Source organism: Candidatus Arsenophonus phytopathogenicus, assembly GCF_056113345.1.
On record NZ_JBUIOB010000017.1, the window covers coordinates 1,044,704 to 1,061,415 of the forward strand.

Genomic DNA, 16,712 nt, shown 5'->3' on the forward strand with positions numbered 1-16,712 from the left:
CTCCTTAAAGTAACGACTTAAGGAGCAAGTTGCAGTAGATAGGTTTTCCGAACTTTATTGTCAAATAGGTAGTTAGCTATGTACATAACCCTTTTGGTTATCTTTTTATTAGTCTCAATTGCGCTGATTGGTATGGTCATGCTGCAACAAGGGAAAGGTGCTGATATGGGAGCTTCATTCGGTGCAGGTGCTTCTGCAACATTATTTGGTTCATTAGGATCAGGTAATTTTATGACGCGGATGACGGCTATCTTTGCAACATTATTCTTTGTTATCAGTTTAATTTTAGGGAATTTAACTGCTAATAAAAGTGTGACTGGAAGCAAATGGGAAAACATTGGTGAACCTGTTAAAATTGAGAAACCAGTGGGAGTTCCTACAGCGCCTGTAGCACCAACAAGTGATATCCCTCATTAATTAAGCAACAGTTTGTGTAGTGAGGCGGTTTTATTGAAAAATTGTCTTACTGGTGTGCCGAGGTGGTGGAATTGGTATACACGCTACCTTGAGGTGGTAGTGCTTATAAAACGGGCGTACGGGTTCAAGTCCCGTTCTCGGCACCATTTTAAAAGATAGCTTGCGTTTCGCATATTATCAGCGTAAAATTTGCGGAATTTCCGGACGCGGGATGGAGCAGTTTGGTAGCTCGTCGGGCTCATAACCCGAAAGTCGTCGGTTCAAATCCGGCTCTCGCAACCACTTCTTAGCATATAATTTATTTCAGGCGTCTTATTGGATTATTTTCGTTTGGAAGAGTGCTGAGTCAGGGGTTAAACCTACTGGCAGTGTATAGGGTCCAGTTGCATAAAGCCCCGGTTTTCGGGGTTTTTTGTTATTTAAAACAGAATTACTGGGCTTTTAGCCCTTTTTTTATGTCTGGGGGTGGGGTTTGTCCACGTTAGAGCAAAAATTAATATTGATGATTTCAGTGCCGGTAGAAGCTCTAGGTTTTGAATTTGTTGGTCTGGAGTTTATTCGAGCACGGGTTTCGACATTACGCGTTTATATTGATAACGAAAATGGTATTACCGTTGATGATTGTGCCGAAGTTAGCCACCAGGTCAGTGCAGTACTGGATGTTGAAGATCCGATCTCAGAGCTCTATAACCTGGAGATATCTTCACTAGGACTTGAGCGTCCACTCTTTACTGTTGCACACTATCAGCATTCTATTGGTAAAGAAGTGAATTTAATATTAAGAATAGCAATGCAGAACCGTCGTAAATGGCGAGGTATAATTAAAGCTGTTGATGACGAAATGATTACGGTTACTGTGGATGGCAAGGACGAAGTGTTTGCACTAAAAAACATCCAGAAAGCTAACCTGGTACCCCACTTTTAATAAAGTTCAATGAGGCAACTAGGATGAATAAAGAAATTCTGGCTGTTGTGGAAGCGGTTTCTAATGAAAAATCGCTTCCTCGCGAAAAAATCTTTGAAGCGCTTGAAACCGCATTAGCAACAGCTACTAAGAAAAAATATGAACAGGAGATTGATGTTCGCGTTAATATTGATTGTAAAACGGGAGATTTTGATACATTTCGTCGTTGGTTGGTGGTTGAAGAAGTCACACAGCCGACACGGGAAATTACTTTAGATGCGGCAAAATTTGAAGACTCAGAGATTAATTTAGGCGATTATGTAGAGGATCAAATAGAGTCTGTTACCTTTGACCGCATTACCACTCAAACTGCAAAACAGGTTATTGTTCAGAAGGTACGTGAAGCTGAGAGAGCGATGGTTGTCGAGCAATTTCGTGAGCAGCAAGGTGAAATCATTACCGGGGTGGTAAAAAAAGTCAATCGTGAAAATATTACCTTGGATTTAGGTAATAATGCCGAAGCGGTAATTTTACGGGAAGATATGTTACCACGTGAAAACTTTCGACCAGGTGACCGTGTGCGTGGTGTATTGTATGATGTACGCCCAGAAGCGCGTGGAGCGCAGCTGTTTGTTAGCCGTTCTCGTCCTGAAATGTTAGTAGAATTATTTCGCATAGAAGTACCGGAAATCGGTGAAGAAATTATTGAAATTAAAGCCGCTGCTCGTGACCCGGGATCGCGGGCAAAAATTGCTGTAAAAACGAATGATAAACGCATCGATCCAGTAGGCGCTTGTGTTGGGATGCGTGGTGCAAGGGTGCAAGCAGTATCAAGCGAGCTTGGAGGAGAGCGTATTGATATTGTTTTGTGGGATGATAATCCTGCACAATTTGTGATTAATGCGATGGCGCCAGCTGACGTTGCCTCTATTGTCGTTGATGAAGATAAATGTACGATGGATGTTGCCGTTGAAAGTAGTAATTTGGCTCAGGCAATTGGCCGCAATGGACAAAATGTTCGCTTAGCTTCCCAGTTACTGAAAAAGCATCGTGGAGATGACAGATGGGAATTGAATGTAATGACCGCGGAAGAACTTGAAGCTAAACATCAAGCAGAGGCACATGCATCTATTGATTCTTTTGTTAAGCACCTTGATATTGATGAAGAATTCGCTACTGCTCTCGTTGAAGAAGGTTTTTCTACATTAGAAGAATTAGCTTATGTACCAATCAACGAACTATTAGAAATTGAAGGTCTTGATGAGACAACGATTGAAGTTTTGCGTGAAAGAGCGAAAGCAGCGCTGACGACATTAGAGTTGGCTCAAAAAAAGAGTATGGGTGATAATCAGCCAGCTGAGGATTTGTTAAATCTACCAGGTATGAATCATGTTTTAGCAATGAGCCTAGCTGCTCATGGTATTTGTACATTGGAAGATCTTGCCGAGCAGGGGATCGACGATCTGAGAGATATTGAAGAAGGGCTGAATGATGAACAGGCTGGTGAAATTATTATGGCTGCGCGCAATATTTGCTGGTTTGGCAACGATCCAAAATAATTTGTAGCAGGAAGGAACAGAATGGTAGATGAAACTGTAAAATCATTGGCAACAGAGATTCAAACTTCAGTTGAACGCCTGGTACAGCAGTTTGCTGATGCCGGGATAAAGAAAACTGAAAATGACGCTGTTACTCAAAATGAAAAAGAAACTTTACTTGCATACTTAAATCGTGAAGATGGGACGACAGCTAACCAGACTGGCAAATTAACATTACAGCGAAAAACTCGCAGCACACTAAGTGTGCCGAGTACAGGCGGGAAAAGTAAATCAGTCAACATTGAGGTCCGTAAAAAGCGCACATATGTTGACCGCGATGCCTTGGAAAAAGCGAAAGCTGAAGAACAAGTGAAGCATGAAGCGGAAGAGCAAGCAAAGCGCGAAGCAGAAAAAAAAGCAAAACGTGAAGCAGCTGAAAAAGCAAAGCGCGAAGCAGCGGAAAAAGAGAAAGTGAAACAAAGTAAAAATAATCCAAAAACAGCTAAATCCAATCAAGATTCGGCTGCTTATACTGAAAAACAGCGTCGCGAAGCTGAGGCAGCAGAGCTTAAACGTAAAGCTGAAGAAGAGATGCGACGTAAGGTTGAAGCGGAAGCTAAACGCGTTGCTGAAGAAGCTCGTCGTATGGCAAAGGAAAACTCCAATCATTGGAGTAGTGATGATGAAACGGAAGATAATGTAGATTATCATACTACGACTTCTCGTCATGCTCGTGAAGCAGAAGATGAAAATGATGCCCAAGAAGAAGGCCGCCGCGCCCGAAATCGAGCTGGAAAGGCTACTCGGCAGAAAAAAAATAATAAACATTCTGAAAAAGCTGATCGCGAAGAAGAGCGAGCGGTTGGTAGTACGAATAAAATCAAAGGTAAACAGAAAAAAACCAGTTCATTACAGCAAAGTTTCACAAAACCGGTTGCGGTTATTAACCGTGATGTTGTGATTGGCGAAACCATCTCGGTTGCTGAATTAGCGAATAAGATGGCAGTCAAAGGTTCGCAAGTTGTCAAGACCATGATGAAAATGGGCGCTATGGTGACCATCAATCAGGTTGTTGATCAAGAAACAGCGCAACTTGTGGCAGAGGAAATGGGGCATAAAGTTATTTTACGGCGTGAAAATGAGCTGGAAGAAGCGATTTTAAATGATCGTGATACCGGTGAAGCAGTTGCAGAACCTCGGGCGCCAGTCGTAACCATCATGGGACATGTTGACCATGGTAAAACTTCATTACTTGACTATATTCGTTCAACTAAAGTTGCATCGGGTGAAGCTGGCGGCATTACGCAGCACATAGGTGCCTATCATGTTGAAACAGATAAAGGCATGATTACCTTCTTAGATACACCAGGACATGCTGCATTTACTTCAATGCGTGCTCGAGGTGCTAAAGCAACGGATATTGTTGTTTTGGTCGTTGCGGCGGATGATGGTGTGATGCCTCAGACGATAGAAGCTATTCAGCATGCCAAGGCCGCTAATGTGCCGGTTGTCGTTGCAGTTAATAAAATTGATAAACACGAAGCTGATCCTGATCGCGTCAAAAATGAGCTGTCGCAATATGGTGTTGTGGCTGAGGAGTGGGGTGGCGAAAATCAATTTATCAATGTATCTGCCAAAAAAGGGACAGGGATTGATGAATTATTAGAAGCTATCTTATTACAAGCTGAAGTATTAGAACTCAAAGCGGTTCGTACTGGAATGGCAAGTGGTGTTGTTATAGAGTCTTATTTGGACAAAGGTCGTGGTTCGGTTGCGACGATTTTAGTTCAGGAAGGCACCCTTAATAAAGGTGACATTGTACTATGTGGTTTTGAGTATGGCCGTATTCGTGCAATGCGTAATGAATTAGGTGAAGATATTCAGTCTGCAGCGCCATCGATTCCGGTTGAAATTCTGGGGTTATCAAGTGTACCTTCAGCAGGTGATGACGCAACGGTTGTCCGTGATGAAAAGAAAGCGCGTGAGGTTGCACTTTATCGTCAAGGTAAATTCCGAGAAGTAAAATTGGCACGCCAGCAGAAGTCAAAACTAGAAAACATGTTTGCTAATATGGAAGATGGTAAGATTTCTGACTTAAATATTGTATTAAAAACCGATGTACAAGGTAGCTGTGAAGCCATTACTGATTTGTTGCAAAAATTATCAACTGATGAAGTGAAAGTAAAAATTATTGGTTCGGGTGTAGGTGGTATTACAGAAACCGATGTTACATTGGCTGCTGCTTCTAATGCAATTATCATTGGTTTCAATGTCCGCGCCGATGCTGCAGCAAGACGCATTGTTGAAAGTGAAAATTTGGATCTACGCTATTACTCGGTTATTTATAGTCTTGTCGATGAGATCAAACAGGCGATGAGTGGTATGTTGGCGCCTGAATATAAACAGCAAATTATCGGATTAGCCGAAGTCCGTGATGTGTTTAAATCACCTAAGTTTGGGGCCATTGCTGGTTGTATGGTTGTTGAAGGCATAATCAAGCGTAATAACCCTATCCGTGTATTGCGGGATAATGTGGTTATTTATGAAGGTGAATTGGAATCATTACGTCGCTTTAAAGATGATGTCAACGAAGTGCGCAATGGCATGGAGTGTGGTATTGGCGTGAAGAATTATAATGATGTACGTGTTGGTGATATGATAGAAGTATTTGAAATCATTGAAGTGAAACGTTCTATTGATAATTAATGCCTGCTTTATTGATGCTTTTTAAAAGGCCATAACTGATGTTATGGCCTTTTGGTTAAAGAGTTATAGATAACCATTTAGATCGGGTATATTGGTTATCGATTGATGCGATGAGATTAATTCTATTATGATAAATAATAGTTAATATTTATTTTATATAAAAAAATCAAATAGATATAAGTATTGAATTTTATTTTTCTAATATATATCATAATAATTAATGGTCATTATATTTTAGTTTTACCCTTGTGAGGAGATATCATAATGGCAAGAGAGTTTGGTCGTGCTCAGCGTGTTGCCCAGGAAATACAAAAAGAGATCTCCATTATTCTTCATCGAGAAATTAAAGATCCACGTGTTAAAATGGCTACTGTCTCAGGAGTGGAAGTTTCTCGCGATTTGGCTTATGCCAAAGTGTTCGTGACTTTTTTAAACATATCAGCAAAAGAACATGAAACAGATATGGTTAAAAATGGTATTAAAGTATTGAATGGTGATATGGCGAAACATATTCGTTCTTTGCTGGGTAAAGCGATGCGTTTACGTATCGTCCCTGAATTAACTTTTTTTTATGATAGCTCTTTGGTGGAAGGTATGCGTATGTCTAATTTAGTTAGCAATGTGATCCGTGATGATGAAAAGCGCCGTCATACTACAAAAGATGATAAAGATAGGAAGTAATGAATCGTCGTCGTGGTCGTGAGGTTCACGGAGTATTGTTATTAGATAAACCGGCAGAACTTTCATCTAATGATGCTTTGCAGAAAGTACGTCGTTTATTTAATGCAAAAAAAGCCGGTCATACAGGAGCACTCAATCCTTTAGCAACCGGAATGTTACCGATTTGTTTGGGTGAAGCAACTAAATTTTCACAATTTTTGCTTGATTCTGATAAACGCTATCGGGTTATTGCTCGTTTAGGACAGCGTACTGATACTTCAGATGCGCATGGTAAAATAATTTGTCAACGCCCTATCGAAATAACACAGCTGCAACTTGATAAGGCATTAGATAAATTTCGTGGTAATTTAATCCAAATACCGTCTATGTATTCTGCGCTTAAATATCAGGGTAAGCCACTTTATGAATATGCCCGTCAGGGGATTACTATTGAACGTGAAGGCCGACCGATTACTGTTTATGATTTACAATTTGAGCGCTGGCAAGAGAATGAACTGGAATTAACAATTCATTGTTCTAAAGGAACTTATATACGAACTATTATTGATGATTTAGGTGAATTGTTGGGTTGTGGTGCTCATGTGATTTATCTAAGGCGCTTACAGGTAGCTAGTTATCCCAGTGAACGTATGGTAACAATAGAACAATTATATACGCTTAAGCAGCAAGTGGAGTTAGGGACAACTTCTCTGGAGGCACAATTAGATCCTTTATTATTACCAATGGATACAGCAGTTAATCATTTTCCTGAAATCAATATTTCATCGATTGTTGCAAGCTATTTTAAACAAGGGCAATCGGTTGTTGTTGCTAACCATCGGCTTTCCGAAGGTAATAAAGTTCGCGTAAAAGAAGGTGATATGCATAAATTTATTGGTATTGCTGAGATTGATGGACAAAATAGAATAGCACCTCGTCGTTTAGTGGTGGAAAGTGTTTGATAGGATTTAGATGTAATCTTGCGTTATGATCAATTGAAGCGTAAAATAGGTGAGAATTTGTTCGGGAAGGCTGAATTAGAGATTGGCTTTCCTTATGTTTAATGGAAAGTTTGGAGTTATTTATGTCTCTAAGTACTGAAGCGAAAGCGCAAATTATCTCAGACTATGGTCGTGATAAAAATGACACGGGTTCTAGCGAAGTTCAAGTTGCTCTATTGACTGCGGAGATCAATCATTTGCAAAGTCACTTTGCAGAGCACAAGAAAGATCAACACAGCCGTCGAGGGCTGTTGCGTATGGTTGCTCAGCGTCGTAAGCTATTGAACTATTTTAAGGGTAAAGATGTTGCTCGTTATACCACACTTATTGAGCGCTTAGGATTACGTCGCTGATTAGTTGGTTTCAAAAGAAAAGGGGCCAGTAGGCCCCTTTTCTGCTAGAAAGCGGAAAAAATTTTTAGAATTGGTTTACACTTACAAAATGATTTTAGGAAATAGATTTTTGTCAATTTATTTCTAAATAATGTGAGCTTCTTTAGCTACAACCGGTTCGCGCGGCTAATGAGAATACTGATATTCACAAAATAAGTAAAAATATTCAGTATTGTCATTAGTCGCGAGGATGTAGCAAGAAAGGAAATATTGGTGTTATTATATAAATAAACAGCTATTAAAAGGGTATTATTTTGCTTAATCCTATTGTTCGTAAATTTCAATATGGCCAGCATACCGTCACTATCGAAATGGGTATGATGGCGCGTCAGGCGACTGCTGCAGTTATGGTTAATATGGATGATACAGCCGTATTTGTCACTGTTGTTGGGCAGAAAAAAGTGAAAGAAGGGCAGGATTTCTTTCCACTGACAGTTAACTATCAGGAGCGATCTTATGCTGCCGGCCGAATCCCCGGTAGTTTTTTTCGTCGTGAGGGTCGTCCTGGTGAAGGTGAAACACTGATAGCCCGGCTGATTGATCGTCCACTTCGTCCCTTGTTTCCAGAGGGATTTGTCAATGAAATACAAATTATTGCTACGGTTGTATCCATTAATCCGCAAGTGAATCCAGATATTGTTGCTATGATCGGCGCCTCTGCTGCATTATCTATATCGGGTATTCCATTTAATGGTCCAATTGGTGCAGCTCGTGTTGGTTATATTGATGACCAGTATGTTTTAAATCCCACCGTTGATGAATTGAATAGCAGTCGCTTAGATTTAGTTGTCGCAGGTACGTCGAGTGCGGTACTAATGGTAGAGTCTGAAGCTGATTTATTGACGGAAGAGCAAATGCTTGGTGCGGTTGTTTTTGGTCACGAGCAACAGCAAATCGTGATTGATAATATTAATGCCTTGGCAGCCGAAACAGGTAAAGAAAAATGGGATTGGCAGCCTGAAGCGATTAATGAAGAATTACATAATCGTATTGCTCAATTAGCTGAAGAGCGGTTAGGTGATGCTTATCGTATTACTGAAAAACAAGAACGTTACACTAACGTTGATGCAATTAAAGAAGATGTCGCTAATGCGCTTTTGGCAGAAAATGAATCTTTAGATGTTGCAGAGATAAACGACATTCTTTCCGGTTTAGAGAAAAAAGTTGTCCGTACTCGGGTATTAAAAGGTGAACCGCGGATTGATGGGCGAGAAAAAGACATGGTACGTGCACTTGATGTCCGTACGGGTGTATTACCTCGTACCCATGGTTCAGCATTATTTACGCGCGGAGAAACGCAGGCGTTGGTCACGGCAACTCTTGGTACTGAACGTGATGCGCAAGTTATTGACGAGCTGATGGGTGAATATACCGATCGTTTTCTATTCCATTATAATTTTCCTCCTTATTCAGTAGGTGAGACAGGCATGGTCGGTTCGCCAAAAAGGCGTGAAATTGGCCATGGGCGTTTGGCTAAGCGTGGAGTATTGGCGGTGATGCCGAACCAGTCAGAGTTTCTCTATACTGTACGTGTAGTGTCTGAAATCACTGAATCTAATGGCTCTTCTTCTATGGCTTCCGTCTGTGGGGCATCACTAGCATTAATGGATGCCGGTGTTCCAATTAAGGCAGCGGTAGCAGGTATTGCAATGGGATTAGTGAAAGAAAACGATGATTTTGTTGTGCTTTCCGATATCTTGGGTGATGAAGATCATTTAGGCGATATGGATTTTAAAGTCGCGGGTAGTCGTGAAGGTATTAGTGCTCTGCAAATGGATATCAAGATTGAGGGCATTACGCGTGAAATTATGCAAGTTGCGTTAAACCAGGCAAAAGGGGCTCGTTTACACATTTTAAGTGTTATGGAAGAGGCTATTAATGGCCCTCGTGAAGAGATTTCTGAGTTTGCGCCACGTATTCATACTATCCACATCAACCCTGATAAGATCAAAGATGTAATAGGTAAAGGTGGTTCTGTCATTAGAGCATTGACTGAAGAAACCGTTACTACGATTGAAATTGATGATGATGGTACCGTAAAAATTGCTGCAACCGATAGTTCTAAAGCAGAAGCGGCTATTCGTCGTATTGAAGATATTACCGCAGAAGTTGAAGTTGGCCGTATCTATCAGGGCAAAGTCACACGTATCGTTGACTTTGGTGCTTTTGTTGCCATTGGTGGTGGTAAAGAAGGGCTGGTGCATATCTCTCAGATAGCAGAAAAACGCGTTGAAAAAGTTACTGATTACTTACAGTTAGGTCAGGAAGTGCCAGTCAAAGTATTGGAAATTGATCGGCAGGGTCGTATTCGCCTTAGTATTAAAGAGGCGGTTTCTGCTGAAAAGCCGGCTGAAACAGAAACACAGATTTCTGCAGAATAATTTGACGTAAGGCTCGGTGTCCTGTAAAAAGAGCACCTACTCAGTTTTTTTAATAGCTGAGTCTCCGGTAATTGTGGGGATTGACGGGATATATTGACTAGTTTCTGTCTTTGGGAGAAGGCAATGAATTCTTTTCTGCGCTGGCTTTATACTGCTGCTATTGTTTTTATTGTCGGTTGCAGCAGTGAAAACTGGCGTAAAAATGAAGTCTTTGCTGTCCCATTGCAACCCACATTGCAACAAGAAGTAATATTGGCTCGTATGGAACAGATCCTAGCGAGCCGGTCGTTGTCCGATGATGAATATGCACAGCTTTTATATGAACGCGGTGTGTTGTATGATAGTCTCGGATTGAGGGCGTTAGCGCGCAATGATTTTACCATGGCGCTAGCTATACGTCCTGATATTCCGGAAGTTTTTAATTTTCTGGGAATATATTTTACACAGGCAGGCAATTTTGATGCTGCCTATGAAGCGTTTGATTCTGTTTTAGAGCTTGATCTAACTTACAATTTCGCGCGCATGAATCGGGGTATTGCACTGTATTATGGTGGGAGATATCGATTGGCGCAGGGTGATCTGCTGGCGTATTATCGACAAGATCCAAATGATCCTTTCCGCAGCTTATGGCTGTATTTAGTGGAGAAAGAGATAAAACCAAAAATGGCGCAAGCCAATTTGTTATCTCGTTATAACCAAGCGGAAAAAGGGCAATGGGGCTGGAATATAGTTGAATTCTATTTAGGTAAAATCAGTGAAAAAACATTGATGGTTCGTTTGAAAGAGAATTCAACAGATAACACTTCGCTCGCTGAGCATCTTAGTGAAACTAACTTCTATTTAGGTAAATATTACCTAAGTCTGGGGGATAATGATAACGCTATAGCGTTATTCAAGCTTACGGTAGCTAGCAATGCACATAGCTTTGTTGAGCACCGCTATGCTCTGTTGGAACTGGCTTTGTTAGGTCAGGCACAAGACGACCTTTCAGAATCAGGCTAACAGTAGCGACGAACATATCATCACTGCTTTTTTAAGTCTTCATCGATTGTGATGAGGGCTTGTTGTTCGTTTAATAACATAATTTGAGCCAGTTCACATTTTAAATGAAAATGACCGAAATTTTTTTCGCAGAGTTATGTAAACTGGCCGCCATAATAAATGAGGCACTTTTGCATGACTAATGAGACTGAAATCTCTTTTGCTGATTTAGGTTTATCAACACCGATTCTTTCTGCACTAAATGACCTTGGTTATGAAAAACCATCGCCAATCCAGCAGCAATGTATCCCCTATTTATTAGATGGGTGTGACGTATTAGGTATGGCACAAACCGGTAGTGGTAAAACCGCCGCTTTTAGTTTGCCGCTATTACATAATATAGATATCACATTGAAAGCCCCTCAAATCTTAGTGTTGGCACCAACGCGTGAGTTAGCCGTACAAGTTGCGGAAGCCATGAGTGAATTCTCCAAACACATTCGTTCAGTAAATGTAGTCGCACTTTATGGTGGGCAGCGTTACGATTCGCAACTACGCGCACTAAGGCAAGGCCCGCAAATTGTAGTAGGAACTCCGGGTCGCTTATTAGATCATTTGAAACGAGGGACGCTAAATTTATCCCATTTACGTGGTTTGGTTCTTGATGAAGCGGACGAAATGTTACGTATGGGGTTCATTGAAGACGTTGAAAATATCATGAGTCAGATCCCAACCGAGCATCAAACGGCACTATTTTCTGCCACAATGCCGGAAGCGATCCGTCGTATTACCCGTCGTTTTATGAAATCACCAAAAGAGATCAGCATTCAATCCAGTGTGACGACGCGTCCAGACATTACTCAAAGTTATTGGTCTGTCTATGGCATGCGTAAAAATGAAGCATTAGTTCGTTTTTTGGAGGCTGAAGATTTTGATGCGGCAATTATTTTTGTACGCACTAAAAATGCCACATTAGAGGTTGCTGAAGCGCTTGAACGTAGTGGCTATAATAGCTCGGCTCTAAATGGCGATATGAATCAAGCTCTACGTGAGCAAACCTTAGAACGTTTGAAAGATGGCCGTCTTGATATATTAATTGCCACCGATGTCGCAGCACGAGGTCTAGATGTTGAACGCATTAGTTTAGTTGTTAATTATGACATACCGATGGATGCAGAATCTTATGTGCATCGAATTGGTCGTACCGGTCGGGCAGGTCGAGCTGGTCGTGCTATTTTGTTTGTCGATAATCGTGAACGTCGACTACTACGCAATATTGAACGTACCATGAAGCAGCCAATTGCCGAAGTTGAGTTACCAAGTTCTGCACTTTTAAGTGAACGTCGCCAAGCTAAATTTGCTGAAAATATTCAAAAGCAATTAGAAAGCGGTGATTTAGAAAAATATCGTGCATTACTGGCTAAATTAGTTGTTGATGATGATCTGGATATGGAAACCTTAGCTTCAGCACTATTAAAAATGGCGCAAGGTGATCGGCCGCTAATATTGCCACCTGATCCTGTTCGTCGTGCAAAACGTGAATTTAATTCACCTGATGAGCGTCGTCGCAGTAACGGTACTTCTGAACGTAGTCCGCGTCGTGATGTCGGTGATATGGAATTGTACCGTATTGAAGTTGGTCGTGATGATGGCGTTGAAGTTCGCCACATTGTTGGTGCAATTGCTAACGAAGCGGATATTAGTAGTCGTTATATTGGTAATATTAAGTTGTTTGCTTCACACTCAACAATAGAGTTACCAAAAGGTATGCCAAATGAATTACTTAATCATTTGACACGTACACGTATTTTGAATAAGCCAATGCAAATGCAATTGTTAGGTGAAGCAAAACCGTTTGAACGTCGTGGTAACGGTGGGCAGCGTAATGGCGGTGGATTACGTGAGCGAGGACATCGCTTTGGTAATGAACGTCGTAGTGAGCGTGAACAGTTCCGTGGTCGTAACGAAGGGAATAATAACTCTGGATTACGCCGTCGTAGCAATCACAATATCTAATGTAATAGGATTATTGTCCTATTTAGCGCCAAAAGCTGAATTCAATTGAATTCAGCTTTTTGTTTATTAAAAGGTTATCAACCGAATTAGCATAATCCTAACGCCTCTTTGAAGACTTTCAGGTAGCGACGGCTGATCGGAATATGTTGACTATTACTTAATACCAGTTTTGCCTGATTATTTTCAGTAAAAGTAATTTCTTTTAGTTGGGCCATATTAATCAAATATTGGCGTTGGTAACGAACCAATGTGGTACGCATTTCAATAGTGCGTAGTGTCAGCTCGGTAAATCCTTCTTGATTTTTATTATTCATAACATATACACCATTCATACGAGATGTAATGTAGAGCACTTCGCCAAGGGGTATCAACCAAATACGATTGTGGCCTACACAGGGAATGTATTTAAGGGAGATATTACTCGACAATTGTTCAATATTCTGTTTTTGTCGATAGTGATGTAACCGCTGAAGGGTTTTTGATAAACGGTTTTTTTCTAACGGTTTTAGCAAATAGTCAAAACCGTGCTCCTCAAGAGCTTGAATAGCGTATTCGTCGAAGGCGGTAACAAATATAATATAAGGCCGATGTTGCGGACCGAGCATTTGTACCATTTCAAGTCCTGTAATGCGAGGCATTTGAATATCAAGGAAAACAACATCCGGTTTTTTTATGATGAATAACCCTGAGTGCTTCAATGGCATTAAAGCATTCGCTAATAATATCGATATTGGCTTCCTGCTCTAATAGGTAACGTAAATTCTCGCGTGCAAGAGGTTTGTCATCAACAATTACAATCTTCATTGTTAAGCCGCCTGGTTTGTTACGTTAATATCGGGGATATACAGCCTGACACAAGTAAATTGTTCTGGTTGGCAGAAGATATTGATACCATATTGTTCACCGTAGTGGAGTTTCAGACGCTTATCTACCAGGTTTATGCCTAATCCATCATTTATTTCAGCAGGTTGATATAATCCTGCATTATCTTTAATTTCAATATAGATATGCCCATGTTGTTGAAAGGCACGAAGGCTAATTCGGCCAGTATTTAATAAATGTGCGGTTCCATGTTTGATCGCATTTTCAACTAGGGGTTGTAGTGAAAACGCCGGTAATTTAGTGGTTTTCAATTTTGGCGGGATTTGGATTTGAATTTGCAGATGCTCACCAAAACGCGCTTTTTCAATTTGTAAGTAAGTGTTTACATGTTCAATTTCGTCATACAATGTTGTTATCGTTTCAGGGCGTTTTAAATTTTTACGCAAGAAGGTAGAGAGGGTGTTTATAAGTTCAGTAGTTTGTTTGCGGTCTTTACGTATCACGGCTTGTAGGGTATTGAGTGCATTAAATAAAAAGTGAGGATTAACTTGTGCATGAAGCAATTTTATTTCTGATTTTAACAAAGATTGTTTATTTCGTTCATATTGGCCGGATATGAGGCTAGCAATAACCTCTCCTAAAGTAAGATTAATTGAACTAAATAATCGATTTTTTTCCTCATAAAGCTTGATGGTACCAATAACTTATTGATTTTCTGCTCGTAACGGGATCACTAAAACTGAACCAATTTTACAGTTGATACTCATTGAGCATTGATAGGGTTCTTCATTTCCGTCTGCGTATACCACCTGATTATTTGTAATCGCACGCATTGTTGGTTTAGAAGTAAGTTTAGCGCCGGCAATATGATGATCAGAGCCAATGCCAACAAAAGCGAGAATTTTTTCTGTATCAGTGATTGCAACCGCACCAATTTGTAATTGTTGATAAAGAATATTAGCAACATGCATACTATTATGAGTATTAAATCCTTGGCGCAATATTCCTTCGGTATGAGCCGCAATTTTTAACGCTTGGGTAGAAAAGGCCGTGGTATATTTTTCAATAATAGCTGCCTATCCAATAAAATACGAATAAATATCGCTGCACCAATGCTATTGCTAATAATCATCGGCAGGGCAATATTTTTTAACCAGAGCGATAGCGTTAGCAAAGGGTTTTGTTAGTAATAAAATGATTAACATTTGCAGAATTACAGCTAAAAAAGTCACACTGGCAGCAGTATAGGGATTAAACAGCTTGTTGATTTGCATCTGTTTTATGTAATAGCGATGTACCAGTCCGCCAATTAAACCTTCCATAATCGTTGACAGCATGCAACTAGATGCTGTTGCAACACCGAGTGAATAACAGTGTATTCCGCCGGTAATACCAACCAATATTCCCACACTGGGACCGCCGAGCAAACCACTTAATACGGTACTGATGGTGCGAGTGTTAGCAATTGCATCACTAATATATAACCCCAAATAGCTACCGATAATTGAAAAAACAGCAAAGATAACATAACACATCAGCTTATGAGGGATAAAAATCGTGACTTTCAATAATGAAATAATGAGCGGGGTTTTACTAAGTATCCAGGCGATAATTAAATAAACACACATTTGTTGGAGTAATAATAGTAATAAATCAAAGGTATACATAGTTAATCCAGTAAAAAATACATTTTATGGTATCGCATAACTGAATGAGCAAGACTAAAATTGAATGGTTACTAGTCAAAATATGCGTAGGATAAAGATTAGATTGTACAATAGTAAAGGCATAGCGTCTGTTTTATGCGATTTAGAGCACGAATTTATTAACAACTTACATTTTAAAATCGCATACTGAATTGTTTGTTAATTGCAAACAATATAGTTGCATGTGAAATAGTTAAGGTATGTTATAGTTCATATGAAAAGAAGAATCTCATTTTTAGTGCTACTGATGCTGATTGTTGTTGTGATTGCCGTGTTACTTTATACACAGAATAAGCACCTTTTGTTACAAGGGGAAGTAGATGCACCTGAAGTCATCGTTACCTCTAAAGCTAGAGGGCGTGTAATAGAGCGTCATATTGAACGCGGTGACATGGTATAAAAAGGGCAATTATTGATCACCTTGGAAAACCCGGAATTGCAAGCGCAACTAGCGGCATTGAAGGCAGTACGTGATCAAGCTAAAGCGCAACTTGATTTATCTTTAAATGGTACTCGCGAAGAGACGATCCGTAATGTTTAAGCTGCATTAAAACAGGCCCAATCCCAATATACCAATGCAAATAACGAATATATCCGACTGAATAATTTATCGGGTAAAGGTTATGTTTCGGCTAATGAGTTAGATAAAGCACGGTGGGCGAAAGATGTCGCTTTCCATCAGGTAAATAGCGCTCAGGCGCAATTAGATGAAGCTAAAAATGGTGATCGCATTGAATTGCGGAATAAATATGCTGCTGCATTACGGCAAACCGAGCAACAAATGATTGAGTTACAGGTGCAAGTTGATGATTTACTTGTTAAAGCACCGGTTGATGGTGAAGTTGGCCCCATATCGGCTGAAGTTGGCGAATTGTTTAATGCCAATAGCCCACTGCTGACGCTGATTCGTTTGCCGCAGGCCTATTTTATTTATAACTTACGCGAAGATATTATGGCCTACGTTCGTAAAGGCGATAAGGTGTCGATACGTGTTCCTGCTTTGCAGGACAAAATTATTGTTGCGGAAATACGCTATATTGCACCAATGGGCGACTATGCAACTAAACACGCAACACGTGCAACTGGAGACTTTGATTTAAGAACATTTGAATACGCCTTTATCCACTAGAGCCTATTGATGGATTGCGTCCTGGATGAGCGCACTGTGGGCTTGGGATAAATAGATGT

11 protein-coding genes, 2 tRNA genes and 3 pseudogenes are annotated in these 16,712 nt (G+C 40.3%); 14 read left to right on the top strand and 2 right to left on the bottom strand.

Annotated features, from left to right (window positions below):
• Window positions 1-78 precede the first annotated feature (78 nt).
• From secG to AC01GB_RS08875, 13 genes are all read left to right on the top strand, one after another.
• The gene (gene secG / locus AC01GB_RS08815) at window positions 79-417 is read left to right on the top strand and encodes a preprotein translocase subunit SecG (RefSeq protein ID WP_474451520.1); all 339 of its coding nucleotides are present in this window, start codon (window positions 79-81) and stop codon (window positions 415-417) included.
• Window positions 418-473: 56 nt separating this feature from the next.
• Window positions 474-563: transfer RNA gene (locus AC01GB_RS08820), tRNA-Leu, on the top strand.
• A 59-nt stretch (window positions 564-622) separates the two neighbouring features.
• Window positions 623-699: transfer RNA gene (locus AC01GB_RS08825), tRNA-Met, on the top strand.
• Between the two features lie 190 nt (window positions 700-889).
• The gene (gene rimP / locus AC01GB_RS08830) at window positions 890-1,342 is read left to right on the top strand and encodes a ribosome maturation factor RimP (protein ID WP_474451521.1); all 453 of its coding nucleotides are present in this window, start codon (window positions 890-892) and stop codon (window positions 1,340-1,342) included.
• Between the two features lie 23 nt (window positions 1,343-1,365).
• Window positions 1,366-2,880, top strand: a complete 1,515-nt coding sequence (gene nusA, locus AC01GB_RS08835) for a transcription termination factor NusA (protein WP_474451522.1) — start codon at window positions 1,366-1,368, stop codon at window positions 2,878-2,880.
• A 21-nt stretch (window positions 2,881-2,901) separates the two neighbouring features.
• Window positions 2,902-5,565: a translation initiation factor IF-2 gene (infB, locus tag AC01GB_RS08840; RefSeq protein ID WP_474451523.1), complete on the top strand. Its 2,664-nt coding sequence runs from the start codon at window positions 2,902-2,904 to the stop codon at window positions 5,563-5,565.
• Window positions 5,566-5,829: 264 nt separating this feature from the next.
• The gene (gene rbfA / locus AC01GB_RS08845; protein WP_474451524.1) at window positions 5,830-6,246 is read left to right on the top strand and encodes a 30S ribosome-binding factor RbfA; all 417 of its coding nucleotides are present in this window, start codon (window positions 5,830-5,832) and stop codon (window positions 6,244-6,246) included.
• Window positions 6,246-7,187: a tRNA pseudouridine(55) synthase TruB gene (truB, locus tag AC01GB_RS08850; protein ID WP_474451525.1), complete on the top strand. Its 942-nt coding sequence runs from the start codon at window positions 6,246-6,248 to the stop codon at window positions 7,185-7,187. The genes rbfA and truB overlap by 1 nt, the downstream gene beginning before the upstream one ends.
• 122 nt (window positions 7,188-7,309) lie before the next feature.
• Window positions 7,310-7,579, top strand: a complete 270-nt coding sequence (gene rpsO / locus AC01GB_RS08855) for a 30S ribosomal protein S15 (protein ID WP_474451526.1) — start codon at window positions 7,310-7,312, stop codon at window positions 7,577-7,579.
• Window positions 7,580-7,872: 293 nt separating this feature from the next.
• Complete coding sequence (pnp, locus tag AC01GB_RS08860; RefSeq protein ID WP_474451527.1) at window positions 7,873-9,999, top strand: polyribonucleotide nucleotidyltransferase; 2,127 nt, start codon at window positions 7,873-7,875, stop codon at window positions 9,997-9,999.
• A 123-nt stretch (window positions 10,000-10,122) separates the two neighbouring features.
• Complete coding sequence (nlpI, locus tag AC01GB_RS08865) at window positions 10,123-11,001, top strand: lipoprotein NlpI (RefSeq protein WP_474451528.1); 879 nt, start codon at window positions 10,123-10,125, stop codon at window positions 10,999-11,001.
• A 110-nt stretch (window positions 11,002-11,111) separates the two neighbouring features.
• Entirely contained in the window at window positions 11,112-11,183 is a 72-nt protein-coding gene (gene yrbN, locus AC01GB_RS08870) for a protein YrbN (protein WP_366212778.1), read from the top strand.
• The gene (locus tag AC01GB_RS08875; RefSeq protein ID WP_474451529.1) at window positions 11,176-12,996 is read left to right on the top strand and encodes a DEAD/DEAH family ATP-dependent RNA helicase; all 1,821 of its coding nucleotides are present in this window, start codon (window positions 11,176-11,178) and stop codon (window positions 12,994-12,996) included. Before yrbN ends, AC01GB_RS08875 begins: the two co-directional genes overlap by 8 nt.
• Window positions 12,997-13,082: 86 nt before the next feature.
• Here AC01GB_RS08875 and btsR read toward each other — a convergent pair.
• Together btsR and AC01GB_RS08885 are read right to left on the bottom strand one after the other, a co-directional pair.
• Window positions 13,083-13,800 (bottom strand): annotated as a pseudogene (gene btsR, locus AC01GB_RS08880) (two-component system response regulator BtsR).
• 2 nt (window positions 13,801-13,802) lie between these two features.
• Window positions 13,803-15,485, bottom strand: a pseudogene (locus AC01GB_RS08885) (LytS/YhcK type 5TM receptor domain-containing protein).
• Window positions 15,486-15,738: 253 nt separating this feature from the next.
• On the opposite strand from AC01GB_RS08885, the pseudogene AC01GB_RS08890 reads away from it, so the two are divergent.
• Window positions 15,739-16,708 (top strand): annotated as a pseudogene (locus tag AC01GB_RS08890) (HlyD family secretion protein).
• The last annotated feature ends 4 nt before the right edge of the window (window positions 16,709-16,712 follow it).

Bases quoted from the DNA above. Each gene is read 5' to 3' on its own strand.
- secG (WP_474451520.1), top strand. From the start codon at position 79: ATGTACATAACCCTTTTGGTTATCTTTTTATTAGTCTCAATTGCGCTG.
- AC01GB_RS08875 (WP_474451529.1), top strand. From the start codon at position 11,176: ATGACTAATGAGACTGAAATCTCTTTTGCTGATTTAGGTTTATCAACA.
- nlpI (WP_474451528.1), top strand. From the start codon at position 10,123: ATGAATTCTTTTCTGCGCTGGCTTTATACTGCTGCTATTGTTTTTATT.
- infB (WP_474451523.1), top strand. From the start codon at position 2,902: ATGGTAGATGAAACTGTAAAATCATTGGCAACAGAGATTCAAACTTCA.
- truB (WP_474451525.1), top strand. From the start codon at position 6,246: ATGAATCGTCGTCGTGGTCGTGAGGTTCACGGAGTATTGTTATTAGAT.
- nusA (WP_474451522.1), top strand. From the start codon at position 1,366: ATGAATAAAGAAATTCTGGCTGTTGTGGAAGCGGTTTCTAATGAAAAA.
- rpsO (WP_474451526.1), top strand. From the start codon at position 7,310: ATGTCTCTAAGTACTGAAGCGAAAGCGCAAATTATCTCAGACTATGGT.
- rbfA (WP_474451524.1), top strand. From the start codon at position 5,830: ATGGCAAGAGAGTTTGGTCGTGCTCAGCGTGTTGCCCAGGAAATACAA.